The sequence below is a fragment of the Pirellulales bacterium genome (assembly GCA_019694455.1).
Taxonomy (GTDB): Bacteria; Planctomycetota; Planctomycetia; order Pirellulales; family JAEUIK01; genus JAIBBY01.
In genome coordinates this window covers 31,263-46,271 of record JAIBBY010000003.1, presented here as the reverse complement: position 1 = coordinate 46,271, position 15,009 = coordinate 31,263, and the positions used below count along the sequence as shown (strand labels likewise).

At 62.9% G+C, this 15,009-nt stretch carries 3 protein-coding genes; 2 read left to right on the top strand and 1 reads right to left on the bottom strand.

All coding sequences use genetic code 11. The features are described 5' to 3' along the window. Positions 1 to 6: 6 nt before the first annotated feature. Positions 7 to 2,253 carry an MMPL family transporter gene (locus K1X71_02380; protein MBX7071968.1) on the bottom strand — a complete coding sequence of 749 codons (2,247 nt, stop codon included), beginning with the start codon at positions 2,251 to 2,253 and terminating at the stop codon, positions 7 to 9. Between the two features lie 402 nt (positions 2,254 to 2,655). Here K1X71_02380 and K1X71_02375 point away from each other — a divergent pair, with 402 nt between their 5' ends. Together K1X71_02375 and K1X71_02370 are read left to right on the top strand one after the other, a co-directional pair. Beyond that, a complete protein-coding gene (locus K1X71_02375) occupies positions 2,656 to 4,116 on the top strand; it encodes an SDR family oxidoreductase (protein MBX7071967.1) in 1,461 nt (486 codons plus the stop codon). A gap of 135 nt (positions 4,117 to 4,251) precedes the next feature. Beyond that, the gene (locus K1X71_02370; GenBank protein ID MBX7071966.1) at positions 4,252 to 15,006 is read left to right on the top strand and encodes a KR domain-containing protein; all 10,755 of its coding nucleotides are present in this window, start codon (positions 4,252 to 4,254) and stop codon (positions 15,004 to 15,006) included. Positions 15,007 to 15,009 lie beyond the last annotated feature (3 nt).

Here is a 15,009-nt window from a genome sequence, read left to right as displayed (position 1 = left end):
CGGCGCTTAGCGCACGGCCGCCACGGTGGAAACGGCCGGCGCCGGTTCTGCTTGCTCCTGCTCGGTCCGGCGCGTTTCAGACCGCTTCAACAGCGACCGTTGCCAGAGCCGTCCCAGCGGACCACATAAAAGGGCCGGGAGGAACAATAAGTTGCCAATCAGCCCGACCGTCAACAGCGCCACCATCACGTAGCCGAATCGACGCGTTGGTAAAAAGGGACTGAAGGCGAAGGCCAAGATTCCCAGCCCGAGAATAGCCCAGCTTTGATACATGGGGCGGCCACAATGATGATACGCTTCGAGAACCGCATCGCGGCGCGATTGCCCCGCGCGCACGCCATCGCGGTAGCGCAAGAGAAAATGCATCACGTCGTCGACTGTGACTCCGAGCGCCACACTGGGCGGCATCACCGCTCCCATGTCGACCACGATGCCTAGCCAACCCATGGCGCCAAACACCGCCAGCGCCGGCAACACGCTGGCGGCGAGCAAAATGAGCCCCGCCGACAGGCTGTTCATCACCACGACCATTGCCACTGCCAACAAGGCCACGTCGCTGCCATAGCCAATGAGCATGCCGCGCAGCAACGAGTTTTGCGCTTGATAGACAATCGGCAGCGCTCCGGTATAGGTTACCGACACGCCATCAAAACCTCGTTTTTGAAGGCCGCGCACGAGCGGTTGCACGGCGGCGTCGAGCGATTGCGTAAACGCGTGGTAATCGACATCCGCGAGAGCGGCAACGCGCGCCGTGACTCGCCATAGCTCTCCGCCGTCCGCATCTCGCAAGAATCCCGATCGCACAAAATCGGCGCGATGTCGCTCGAGCCGAACCTTTTGTACGGTTTGCCGCATGCGCTTGCGATTGAAGATCGATGCCGTGCCGCTCTGCGGCCGAGCGATGGCGCGCAAATCGGGCGCGAAGGTGGCGGCGGATAACGAACTGCCGACATGTTCCAACTCGTTGACGCGGCCTTGCAAGTCCTCGACCAATTCAATCCGCTGCCGAAGATCAAGCGCGCAGTTCGGGGCGAAATGAACCACCACATCGATCGGCGCGAGCGGGCCGAGTCGCTCTTCCAACCAGGCATAATCGCTGATGATCTTGGCATCGGGCGAAAACAGCCGCATGATTTGCACCGACGACACCAAGCGCGTCGCACCCCAGGCCACGCCGCCGAGCAGAACCAGGACACATACCGTGACCAACTTGGGGTAGGCGGCGCCCAGCCGCGTCAATTGCGATCCGTCGAGCCCTCTCCGGTGGATTGCCGAAGTTTGGCGCGGCCGCTCGACGACGGGCCAAAGTTCCAGCACCGCAGGCACCCACAACAAGATGCAGCCCAGACCAATGAACACCCCAATCGCCGAGTAAATGCCGAGCGTCCGAATTGGCGCCAGTTCGCTGGCGGCTAGAGAGAGTAGCCCTACGGCCGTGGTGAAAGTGGCTAACAGCAGCGGCAAGGTGGCCTGCCGCACCGCTTGCCACGGCGCGTCGATTACCCCGTGTTCGGGCAGCGCCTCGCGATAGTAATTGGCGAGATGAATAGCGCCGGACACCCCTGCCACATAAACCAGGGGGGGCATGGTGAGCACAATCGCGTTCATCACCCCGCCCGTGAAGTAGAAGACGCTCAAACTTGCCGCCACCGTGTAAAACCCGGCGATCAACACCACCGCAATCAACAAGGGATGGCGCAAACACCACCAGCAGACCAAGAGACCACAAACCGAAGTCAGCCCAAGCACGCGCAGCATGCTCTGCTCGCCCGCCACGTCGAGGGCGACATTGTCGACCGGTGGTCCACCGAGCTTGAGTTGCGCTTGCGTAAGGCCGCACTCACGCTGGGCTACCTCGTATAAGGCGTCGATGGCAGGTCGCATGTGCGCAACGCCTTCTGGAGTCATGGAAAATACGACGCAGGTCGTGCGCCCATCCAGGCCGATCAACGAGCCGCGCAAGCGTTGAATCGCCTGTTCGCGGGTCAGATTGATAGGCGTGCTGGTTAGCGTTTCCAGCATGCTGGGACCGGTGATGACCTTGCTGTAGTAAGGAGAACGCGTGGCGCCCGGCTCGATGCTGGGCGCCCCGACCAGACCCTCGGCAAAGCGCGCCACACGCGGGTCATCCAGCGTGCAGCCCTCCCAGCTCACTAGGACGAACGCCTCGGGGTCGAAGTGCTGAAGGAAGCGGACGAACTCCCGCGTTTCGGGATACTCCGCTGGTAGCCACTGCGTGACATCGTTCTGCATTTGGCTCAGTGAAAGTACCATTCCCGAAAAGACGATCGGCGCACCAAGTGCAAACAGGATCACGGTCCAAAATGCGAATCGCCGAGATTTTCTGTTTTCGTGGGAACTCAATGGAATCTCACCGGAAATGGCATCACGCAAATGGAGCTTGGTTCAAATGGCAACCAATTCGATGGATCGCGCCGATTGCTGAGCGACCGCTGTGGTATCAATTCGCACATGAGGCGGAAGCGTGTAATTCGCGACTCAATATACCCAGTCTTCTCAATCGCTGTATTTTTATTATCTTAATGTCGCTATAAACGACCGCTAGCACGGTGCTTGATAGCACTAGCCACGCGCCGTCCGCCGATGATCGGCCAGGCAGCGTTGAGTCAACGGGCAACAGGACTTTCATTTCTTATGTCATATACGCTGCTGACGGGCGCAACCGGGTTGCTGGGTCGCTATTTAATGCGCGATTTGTTACTGGGCGGCGAGCACCTGGCGGTGATCGTACGCCCGGGCAAATTAAGCACCGCACGCCAGCGAATTGAAGCGCTTGTGCAACGTTGGGAAGGGATCGCGGGGCGCTCGATGCGGCGACCTGTGATTCTGGAAGGTGACCTGCGCGAATCCGATTTGGGCCTGGATGGGGGCGATCTGGCTTGGCTTCGCTCGCATGTGCATACCGCGGTCCATAGCGCCGCCAGCCTGGTGTTTCGCGCGCAGCCAGATGGCGAGCCGCACCGCACCAACGCCGAAGGCACGCGTCGAGTGCTAGAGGTGTGCCAGCGGGCCGGCGTCCGACACTTTCATCATGTGTCGACCTCCTATCTGTGTGGTGTGCGCACCGGACGTGTGCTAGAAACCGAACTCGATTTGGGGCAAGAAGCTGGCAATGTGTACGAGGCCAGCAAACTCGCCGCCGAAAAGGCGGTCCGCTCAGTGCGCGGTTTCGAAACCTGCACTGTGCATCGGCCGGCCAGCATCGTCGGCGACTCGCGCACTGGCTACACCACGAGCTATCACGGTTTCTATCTGCCGCTGCAATTGGCCTACACGATGTCGGGCCGAATACCGCCCGAAGAGATGGGCGAGCGGTTTTTTGCTCGGCTCGGTTTGCAAGGCCACGAAGGAAAAAACTTTGTGCCGGTGGATTGGGTGGCAGCGGGCATGCTGCACATTATTCGCAACCGCCGTTATCACGGTGGCACATACCACCTTGCGTCGCCGCAGCCAGTGAGCGTTCGATTGATTCAGAGCGTGACGCAGGACGCAATCCGCAAGTACTCCAAGCGCACCACCGCCAACCAAGCCGATCCGCGCGACTTGGCCGCCTGCGAACAATTGTTCCACCACCACATGCAGATTTACGAATCTCACTGGCGCGACGATCCGCAATTCGACCTCACGCACTCCAGTCGCGTGCTGTCGCACTTGCCATGTCCGGTCATGGACTACGATCAAATGATGACGATCGCGCGTTATCCCATTGAGCACAACTTTGCCTCGCCCAAGCACGAAAAGATCGAGTTTGAGTTCGACGCGCAGGAACTGTTGTCGCGATTCGTCAGCGCCAATCAAGCGGCCAACGCCGACCAGCGCGTTTCGCTCGATGTGTCGGGCCGCGGTGGCGGGCAATGGAGCCTGCTGCTTCGCGGCAGCGAGATCGTGGGCGCCGAACGTGGTTTCTCAGAAGATGCCGTCGGTCTGGTGTATGTGAACGCGCACATACTCGAACAATTGTCGCGCGGCGATGTCGCGGCGACCGACGCCTTGGCCGCAGGCAAACTGGTCTTCGAGGCGCCGTCCGCGCTCCACCGCAATTTGCTCGACGCGATGGGGAGTTTAACGGGGCAACTCAGTCCGCAGGCCGCGTGACACGTGAGCCTAGGGCGCTTGCGATGGGCGCCCCTTCGGAGTACGGCCGTTCGGACGGACCGATCGGCCGGTGGACCCATGGCGGGGTCGCCCGCGGCGACGCACCTCGCCGGCAATTCAGGAGTCCATTCGAACATGACTAGCAGGTCGCGAATTCCGCTTGCCATCATCGGCATGGGCTGCAAATTGCCTGGCGCCGACAATCTCGATGAATTTTGGCGGTTGGTCGTAGAAGGGCGAACTGCCGTCGCCGAGTTGCCGCCCGATCGGCTCGATCAAGATATGTACTACGACCCCAAAGTGGGCGTGGTGGGCAAGACCTATTCCAAGATGGGGGCGATCGTCAAAAGCCGCGACTTTGATCGCGCCGCCTGCCCCATTGCCGACGAGTTGGCCAACAGCGTTGACGCGTCGCACCTATTGATGTGCGAGGTGGCCGCCGCCGCGCTCCGCCACGCTGGCATCGATCCCTTCAATGTGCCCATCAAAAACACCGGCGTGTACATTGGCCACGCGCAAGGCAGCACACTCGGTGGCGAATACACCTATGCCACCTATGCGCACGAAGCCGCCGAAATGCTGCGCGAGGTGGACGAGTTCGCCGCGCTGCCACAGGCGGAACAAGATCGCGTGATCGCCGAATTGGTGTCGCGCGTGCGAGCGCCTTTGCCAATCCGCACCGCGGCCTCGCCCGACGTTGCGTGCAGCCTAGTGGCTGGCACGCTCAGCAAGGCGTTTGGATTGGATGGTCCGTTTCTGGCGCTCAACTCGGCGTGCGCTTCGTCGCTGCAGGCGATGCTGATTGGCGCGCGGGCGCTGCAACTGGGCCGGGCCGACATGGTGATCGTAGGCGGCGCCTCCGACTGCAAGGGCGATTCGCTGGTGCTGTTCGCGCATGCCCGCGCGATGAGCTCCACCGGTTCGCGGCCATTTGACGCAGACGCCGATGGACTCATCGTGGGCGAGGGCTACGTGGCGCTGGTCATGAAGACGCTGGAGCGGGCGCTGGCCGACGGCGATCCGATCCGCGCCGTGGTGCGTGGCTTGGGGGTTTCCAGCGATGGCAAGGGAAAGAGCCTGTGGGCGCCACGCAAAGAAGGGCAAGTGCTCGCGATGCAGCGAGCATATCGCGATGGCTTGCAACTGGGCGACCTCGACTACGTGGAAGCCCATGCCACGGCGACTCAATTGGGAGACGCCACCGAACTGAACACGCTGGCCGAGGTGCTGGCCGGTCAACTGCCGCCGGGCAAGAAGGTGCCGATCACCAGTGTGAAGGCCAACATCGGCCACACTCTGGAAACAGCGGGTATTGCCGGCGTTATCAAAACCGTGCTGGCGCTCGGGCACAACACGGTTCCTCCGGCGGCCAACGTCAGTCAACTAAATCCCAAAATCGAATGGGACCAGGTGCCGGTGTTCGTGCCGCGAGCGCCCGCCCCCTGGGCCCCGCATCCCGATGGTCGGCCGCGTCGCGCCGGGGTCAACGCGTTTGGCATTGGCGGCCTGAACATGCATGTGGCGGTTGAGGAGTTCAACGAGGCTTCGCGCCGGTTGATTGCTCTGCCCGAGAACACCATGGCGGGCAACCAACCGCAATCGGCCGATGACGACGCGATTGCCGTGATCGGCATGGGATGTGTGCTGCCGGGAGCGCGCCATACAGATCAGTTTTGGGAATTGCTTGTATCGGGACGTGACCCCAAATGCGACGTGCCGCCCGAGCGCTGGCGCGCCGATTTGGCGTATGAGCCCGGCTCGCGCCGCGCGTATCACAGTCCCACCAAGCGTGGCGGTTTCATCACCGACTTCGTCTACGATTGGAAGACGCACAAGATTCCGCCCAAGCAGGTGGAGCAAGCCGATCCGCTGCAGTTCATGCTGCTCGACGCGGCCGATCAGGCGATTAAGCAGGCGGGCTACGACCGGCGCGATTTCGACCGCACGCGAGTCGGAGTGGTGGTCGGCACCGAGTTCGGCGGCGATTTCGCCTTCCAATTGCAAATGGGCCTGCGCCTGCCAGAACTCAAGCGGCACATCGCGGCCATCTTGCGCGACGGTGGCGCCGCAGCCGATCGAATTGAGACAATCCAAAAGAAGTACGACAAACGTCTGCTCGCCAATTGGCCAGCGTTGATCGATGAAACGGGGAGCTTCAGCACTAGCTCGCTCGCTTCACGGACGGCCAAGACCTGGAACTTAATGGGGGGCGCTGTTGCCATCGATAGTGGTCATTGCTCGTCGCTGGCGGCCCTTTCGGTGAGCGTCGACGCGCTGTTGTGTGGCGATGTGGATATGATGATCTGCGCGGCCGGGCAGCGACGTTTAGGGCTGCCGGAGTACGAAGGATTGGCGATCAACGGCGCTCTCTGCGCCGACGGCACCCCGAGTTCCCCTCTCGATCAGGCCGCGCACGGCTACGTGCCGGCGGAAGGGGTGGGGGTGATGCTGCTCAAGCGATTGGCCGACGCGCGCCGCGATGGCGACCCCATCGTGGCCACCATTCGCGGCATCGGCGCCGCGCACCATGCGAGCGCGGGCGAGGCGCTGCGGGTGTCGATCGAGCGATCGCTAGCCACCGCCGATCGCGCCGCTGCAGATATCGGCCTGATGGAAGTCGACGGGGCGATGAGTGTGGACGAAGGCGCCGACCAACTGCGCACCCTCTCGCAGTTACACACGGTCGCCGATCGCGTTCGGCCGCTGATGTTAAGCTCCGTCGCCGGGCAGATCGGCCATGCTGAGGCCGCCGCCGGCATGGCGTCTTTGATCAAGGCCAGCTTGGAATTGGATCGCGGCATCTTGCCAAGGCCGGTCGATGTCCGTCAGCCCATCGCGTCCGATGGGCTGACTACGCCAACCTCTCAAACATCGGTTGCCGAAATCGCCAGCGAAGGCGCCTTGGCGGCCGTGTGTTCGCGATCGCGCGGCCTGACCTATCATGTGCTGATCGAGTCGGGCAAGGCGGTCGGCAAGCCGGCCCGCGGCAAGACCAGCGTCAAACAGTCCGCCAACGTTACGAACGCCAAGCCGAGTCCGGCGTCAAAGCCCGCTGCGGCATCGCCGTTTGCTATTCCGGTCGATCCCAGCGTGGTCGGTTCGCGCGTGCTTACCTTCGCAGCGGACTCGGCAGAAGGGATGATCAGCGAATTGACCGCCGCCTGCGGCCGGGCTGCGGAACTTTTCGCGCAGGGCAGCGAGCGACTCTTCCGGTTGAGCGATCGCTTCCGCGCAGCGATTGTCGCCGACACTCCACAATCGCTAGCTGCCAAGTTGGAACTCGCCGTCAAGCAGGGATCATCGCCTGCCGGGCAGGCGGTGCTGCGCCAACAAGGGATCTATCTGAGTGAAACACCGCGCGCGCGTCCGCGTGTTGTCTTTTGCTTTCCGGGGCAAGGTTCGCAGTACCCAGGAATGCTCAAGCTTCTTGTCGAGCAATCGCCGGCCGCGCGACAAGCGCTAGACGAAGTAGAAGCGATTCTGGAGCGCTATGGATACCAGTCATTTTCCGATCTTGCCTGGGGCGACAGCGCCGCCATGGGCAAGCAAGTGTGGCCAACTCAATTAGCGATGCTGATCGCCAATTGGGTGATGTTTCGGACGGTGCAATCCGTTGGTATCGTCCCCGACGCGGTGCTGGGACATAGCTTCGGCGAATACTCGGCGCTGGCCGCCAGCGGCGCGATCGACATCGAGACCGCCATCGCTTTGACGCGCGCCCGCTGCGATGGTATCGCCGCGGCGAGAGTGCAGGGGGGCCTGTTGGCCGCGGGCGGTTCCGCTCAGCGGGTAGCCGAGCTTGCCCAACAAGCAGGATTGGCGATCCATGTCGCCAACGTCAACACCCCCGACCAAACAGTCGTTGGCGGCGCCCCGGAAAATCTCGCTCGCTTTGAAGCCATTCTCAAGGGCGCCGGCATCGGCGCGAAGTTGCTGGCGGTTCCGGCGCCGTTTCATACACCATTGATGGCGCCCGCGGGCAAGCCTTTGGAACGAGCGCTGGCCGAGGCGCAGTTCTCAAATCCGCGCGTGCCGTTTTGGAGCGTCGTCACCAACCGATCGGTGACCACCGCCGACGAGGCTCGCGACAATCTGTCGCGTCACAATACGTCGCCGGTGATGTATGTCGATCTGGTTCATGCGGTGAGCGCCGGCCAGCCATGCGTGCTGGTGGAAGTGGGGCCGCAGCAGGTGCTGAGCGGCTTGCATCGGCGCATTCTCGATTCAACAGACCAAGTTGCGATTGCTTGCGATCAGCCAAAGCGGCTCGGGCTGGAGCAGATTGAACAAGTTCGGGCCGCCCTATCGGTGATGGGAGTTTTTGATATGGAGCATGGATCACCACAACCTTTGCCTGGCGGTAGGGGGGCGCGGCCACCGCGTCGCGAACCGCTGTTGGCATTCGACGCCACCACGCGTCGCCGCGAGCGGATGCGACAGACGGCCCAATCGGGCGGCGCGCGTGCGGCTCGGACCGCTGCGCCTGTCAGCGCTCCGCCAAAGCCGGTAGCTCAAGCGGCTGCACCCGCGCCGCCGCCACCACGCCCAGCGCCTGCCGCGCCGGTGGCTCAAAATGGTCACGCGCCGCATGCCGTTACGCCTCACCCCGCACCTGTCGCCAAGGCGCCAAGCACTGTCGACCTGGAGCGTTTTTTGATCAACTTCGTGGTCGAGCAGACGGGCTATCCGCCGGATGTAGTGGAGCTCGACGCCGACCTGGAGGCCGATCTCGGCATCGACAGTATCAAGAAGGCCCAACTGTTTGGCGAACTGCAAGAGTATTTTGATGTGGTGCCGACAGAAGAGCTGACGCTTGATCAGTTTCCCACGCTGCGGCACGTGCTCGAATTTCTCCGCACGGTTCCAATGAAAGGCGCCGGCCTGGACGAGGTTGCGGCCGCTGCGCCCTCACGGTCGACAGCGCCGACACCTGCTCCGCCTGCGAGCCCATCGCCGGCAGCAGCTCCGGCGGCGCCCGGCGTCGATGAGCTGGAACGCTTCTTGATCAACTTTGTGGTCGAGCAGACTGGCTATCCGCCAGAAGTGGTGGAGCTCGACGCCGATCTGGAGGCCGATCTCGGCATCGACAGCATCAAGAAGGCGCAGCTCTTTGGCGAGTTGCAGGAGTATTTCGATGTGGTGCCGACAGAGGAGCTGACCCTCGACCAGTTCCCCACGCTGCGACACGTGCTCGACTTTCTTCGCACCGTGCCAATTCGGGCGACGGCGTCTTTGTCGCTGTCCGAGAGCGCAGCCGCGCCGCAGGCCGAGCCGCCTCCGGTTACCGGGCCGGCGCCACAACCGGCTGCCGCGGCCAACGCTCATGCCCCCAACGTCGATGAGCTGGAACGCTTCTTAATCAACTTCGTAGTCGAGCAAACGGGCTATCCGCCGGAAGTGGTGGAGCTCGACGCCGATCTGGAGGCCGATCTCGGCATCGACAGCATCAAGAAGGCGCAGCTCTTCGGCGAGTTGCAGGAGTATTTCGATGTGGTGCCGACAGAGGAGCTGACCCTCGACCAGTTTCCCACGCTGCGGCACGTGCTCGACTTCCTTCGCACCGTGCCATTTCGAGCGTCTGCACCGTTTGCGGCCAGCATGAGCGGCCATGAAACGAACGGGGAGGCGACTGCCCACCCTTTTGAGAATGCGGTCGGCGCGACCGACACCATCGCGCCACCCGCGGCGGTGACGATTGAGGATTCGGTTTTGCCACCGACCTACGATCTGTCGCCGTCGGCGCCGACCGCATGTGAGCCCGTGGCGCAAACTGGCACGCCGTATGAGATGGGGCTTGCCCATGGTCGCCATTATCGGCGAGCGATCCGCCAGATATTGCGGACATATGCCGATCTGGGGGACTTGGCGTGCGTCGGGCCGGCAGGTGGTGATTCGCAGCAGCGTTTCACCGATCAGGAGCTGGACGAACTGCAAGGTATCGCTGACGGAGCAGAGGTTCCGCTGGCGGGCATCATGGCGCATCAAAACGCGGCATTTGTGGATGTGGGCCAATCCAGCCTGCAGTTCGCCGCGCGCGAGGCGAGCGATACGTCGCTCTTGCATGCCGCAGCATGGACTGGGCCCCTAATGGCCGCGTTCGACGAAGTGCTGCAGCCGGCCGTGTTCATTCGCCAGCCGCTCCTGGGAGTCGAACACGCGCTGGTAGGACTTGTGGGCACAGTCGGCGGCATTGCCGGCGTGAACGCGGAGGGGTTGACCGCCAGCGCCGCGCCACTGCCGGGTCAGGCGCCAGCGGAAGGCTGGGCGCGCACTGTCGCGCGGGCGCTGACTCGCGGGCGAGACGTCGCCAGCGCCTTGGAGGCGGCTGACGCATCACCTTCGGTCGGAATCTTGCTAGGGAGCGCCGCGCCCACGGCCATTCACTATCAAAACCCGTCCGCTACTAGCGCGCAAACCGCCGACGATGTCTTGGTGGTGGCGCTCGGCATCGATGCGTCGCCGCTCGCTGCGACACGCTCGCGCTGGGAGGCATTGGCGACTCAAGCGCAGGCCGGACACTATCCCGTGGCCGATCTGGTGCGCGACGCCTGTCGCGCCGAAGCGACGGTCGCTCGTCAAGAAGTCGCCATTGCGGTCGCCGACCGGCGGGAGGATTGGTCACACCTCTCGGTGGTCATTGATCCGGGTAAAGGTCTCCTGTGGATTGGCGAGGAGTCGACTCGTCTCCCGGACCATTGGAAGGCGCGAATCGAACCCAAACGGCCAACGGCCGGAAGCGTCAACGGTCGCGCGGCCAAAACGCCCAAGCAGTCGCCACCGACCATCGCGTCGACTCCGCGTGATCCGCTGGAGAGTATGCGGTTCACCATGCGCACCATCCCTATGGCGTTCGCCGCCAACACGCCGGCCGCGCCGGTGTGGCAAGGCGCCGCATTGATCGTGGGGGACAATCCAGTTGCCGAGGCGTTGTCGCGGCAATGCCGGGCGACGGGCGCCGTAGTGCATCGAATAACCCGCATGGGCAATCTGGCGGAGATGCGGCAACAGATCGAGGCATTCTGGGCCCAAGGCCCGGTCGCCCATTTGTTCTTGCTGTCGCATTTCGATGCGACCAGCGCCGACATGGGCGATCCCGCGCAGTTCGACGCGCGCTTGGAATCGGCGGTGGTGGCGCCTTTCTTTTTAACACAGGCATGGACGACGCAGGCCGTGGCGAAGAAGTGGCTCGATCGCTCCACCGTCGTCGCGCTGACATGTCACGGCGGCGATCTTGGGTTTGGCGGTCAGACCGCCTCTCCGGAAGGGGGAGCGCTGGCGGGACTGATCAAGGCGCTCTGTATCGAGTTCAAGATCATGCGCGACCAGAAGAATCTGCTGGTCAAGGCGATCGATGCCCCGGCCGATGAGCCTGCCGAAGCGCTCGCAAAGAATATCTTGCGCGAACTGGCCGCGCGGTCCATCGATTACGAAGTCGCATTTCGCAAAGAGCGCCGGTACTTGCAAAACGCCATTCCGGCGCGTTTGGCCGATGCGCCTCGCGCCGATCGCGTGCCGCAGGGCAATTGGATTATTACCGGCGGCGCGCGCGGCATCACCGCGGAGTGCGCGCGTGAATTGGCGCAGCGCTACGATGTTCGGCTGCATTTGCTCGGAACGAGTCCGCTTCCTAATGTGCCGGCCGAATGGTTGACGCTCGACGAGAACGGCCTGCGAGAGTTGAAGTCGCAGGTGATTCTGGAGGCTCAAAAAGCTGGCCGTCGTCCGACCGACGCCTGGGCGCCAGTGGAAAAGGCGATCGAGGTTCAAAAGAACCTGAACGCGTTTCGCGCCGCAGGCATCGCATTCGACTATTACACGTGCAGCGTGACTGATCGCGAGGCTCTGGCCCGCGTGTTGGACCAAGTCCGCCGCAGCGGGCCGATCACCGGCGTGCTGCACGGCGCCGGCATAGAGCGTTCCGGCAAATTTGAGAAGAAAAGCCCCGAGCTAGTCGCCGCCACTCTCGGCGCCAAAGTCACCGGGGCGTACAACCTGATGACTTTGACCCAGTCCGATCCAATCCGCCATTTCGTCGGCTTCGGTTCGATTAGCGGACGGCTGGGCAGCAATGGCCAGGCTGACTACTGCGCTGCCAGCGACATGTTGGCCAAGCTGAGCGGTTGGTATCGCGCGCGACGGCCCGATGTGCGATCGATCACGTTCCATTGGCATCCCTGGGACGAGGTGGGCATGGCCTATCGTCCCGAAACGCGAGCCACCTTTCAGATGACCGACGCGCCGGAGTTGATGCCGAAGCGCGATGGCTTGGCGCACTTGGTTCGTGAATTGGCCGCCGACGCCGATGACACCGAGGCCTTGATTACCAGTCGCGAATTCTTTGAACGCTACTACGGTCCCGGATCGGCCGATCATCCATTCGAGCCCTCCGCCACGAACGAAACGGAAGAGACGACTGCGGTTGACTCGTCTGGCGGCGATGTCGCCCGCCGATTTGTATTGACCTTGGAGGAGTCGCCATTGGATCGAGCATCGCGTGACGCGGCGCTTGAAGGGACTGTTTGCGTCCTCGGCGACAATGCCGACGCCGATGCGATCGCTCAAATGTTGACGGCTCGCGGCGAGACGGTTCAGCATCCTGCGCTGGATGGCGAAATCGACGAAGTGTTAGCCCGGCTTGATGCCCAGTGGTCCACTGAACCTGCCGCACACCTGGTGCTGGTCACGGCCCGCGATCCCGACGCCATGTTGCTGGATACTCCGGCATCCATTCGGCAGCGGCGCGAACGCGGCATCGTGCTGCCCTTCTTGGTGACTCAGCGTTGGCTCAAGCGGTTGAGCGGCATTCAGTCTTCCGCTAATTCGAATCTGGTCGCTGTGACGAATTTGGGGGGCGACTTTGGCATCGCATCGACTGGCTTCGCGCCGGAGGGGGGTGCCTTGGCGGGGCTCGTCAAGTCGGTGCATGTCGAAGGGGCGCGCCGCAAAGACCGCGCCATCCGCTGCCAGGTAATCGATCTGGCCGCCAGTGAACCACCGCAACAGGTGGGGGAGGCGATCGTGGCGGAGTTGGCCGCCGCCACCCATGAGATTGAGGTGGCCTGGCAGGCCGGGCGACGATTTACCACGCGCGTGACTCCTCGCGAGCTTGCGGACAGCGACGCCTGTTCGATCACGCCCGGCAGTGTCTGGGTGGTGACCGGCGGCGCACGCGGAATCACCGCGGCCACTGCGCTGCATTTAGGCAAAAAGTACGGATTGAAGTTGCACCTGGTTGGCGTCAGTCCCTTGCCACCCGCCGATGCGCCTTGGCTCGATGCGGACGATGCCCGATTGAAAGAGATCAAACAAGAAATTGTCCGCCGCGCGGTCGCCGATGGTCGCTCGCCGGAGGAGGATTGGGCGCGCGTGAAAAAGGGGCGTGAGATTCACGCCACGCTCGAGAAGTTCCGCGCGGCGCAGGTCGCGGCGACCTACCACTCGTGCGACGTCTCGAATTGGGAGGTCCTGTCGCGCGTTCTGGACCAAGTGCGATCGCAAGATGGCCCAATTGCGGGTGTGATCCACGGCGCCGGTTACGCCAAGAGCGCGCGATTGGAAATGAAGGGGCGAGCGCTGATCGAACGCACACTCGCGCCCAAATTCGATGGCGCGCTCGCGCTGATGGCGCTGACACGTCAAGATCCTGTGCGGCATTTCTTGTCGTTCGGATCGATCAGCGGCCGTTACGGCGGCAACGGTCTCAGCGACTACGCGGCCGCCAACGAAGTGCTGGCCAAGCTCGGATCTTGGCATCGTGGCGAACGCCCCGATTGCGCCACCGCTTCGATCGCCTGGCAGACCTGGGACGAAATTGGCATGGCCATGCTTAGCGACAGCGTGCCAATCAATCGCAATTCGCTGGCCATGAAATACATTTCGCCATCCGAGGGGGTGCGACACTGCGAGCGCGAACTTGCCGCAGCGCTGCCGACGCCCGAGGTGGTCGTCACCGATGGCTATTTTGAAGGATTGTTCTATGGCGAACGCGAACAAACGGTCGCGACGATCAAAGAGCAATCGCCGCCGGCGCTGCCACCCTTGATTGCGAGCGTACAGGCGGGCGAAGCGCCGCATTCGTCAGTGGCCGAGTTGCGCTTCAATCCGGAAGTCGACCCGTTCTTGATCGAACACACCTTGCGCGGCGCGCCCTTCTTGCCGGGCGTCCTGGCGCTGGAAGCGATGGCGCAGGCCGCCAGCGCGGCCACGGGGCAGCAGGTCGTGGCGGTGCGCGATTTTGAGATTGTGCAAGGCATCAAGTGTCAACCGCAGCGCACGGTCAGCGCGCATGTGCGATTGTCGGGCGATGGGCCACAGCGCGACGCCCGGCTGACGGTCGAAGTGCGCAATCGCAAAGGACTGATGGTCGATCCGGCGCGGGCCTGCGCCAGCGGCCGCGTCGAATTGGGGTCGCGCCAGACTGACCTGGCCGCGCCGCCGATGGACCAGCCGGCAGTCGGTTGGCTGCCGTTTGTGTATGCCGACAACGGCTTGCTCTACCACGGCCACAAGCTGCGCGCGCTCAAAGAGTTCAGTTTTGATTATGAGGGTGGCTTCGCCCGCATCGTTGCGCCGTCGCTCGCCGAACTGGCTGGGCCGCGCGGCGAGCAGGGTTGGGTTTTTCCTTCCGCCGTGCTCGACGCCTGCGTCGTGGCCTGCGGCAGCTTTATTTTTCTGCAGTTCTCAGGCCGTTTGGAGTTGCCGCACCGCATCGGCTTTCTGCGGTTGGCGCGTCAGCCACGCGCGGGCGAGAAGTGCATGCTGCGGTTCCATTTTCGCAGTCGCGCCGAAAAGCACAGCGTTTTTGATTTCACACTCTACGGCGAAAGCGGCGACGCGATTCTCGACGTCGCGCAGTACACCACGGTGCTCGCCGCCGAAAAAGCCATTTAGAAC

What these genes read in the sequence shown, in the direction of transcription:
- K1X71_02380 (MBX7071968.1), bottom strand. Translation starts at nt 2,253, where the DNA reads ATGCAGAACGATGTCACGCAGTGGCTACCAGCGGAGTATCCCGAAACG.
- K1X71_02375 (MBX7071967.1), top strand. Translation starts at nt 2,656, where the DNA reads ATGTCATATACGCTGCTGACGGGCGCAACCGGGTTGCTGGGTCGCTAT.
- K1X71_02370 (MBX7071966.1), top strand. Translation starts at nt 4,252, where the DNA reads ATGACTAGCAGGTCGCGAATTCCGCTTGCCATCATCGGCATGGGCTGC.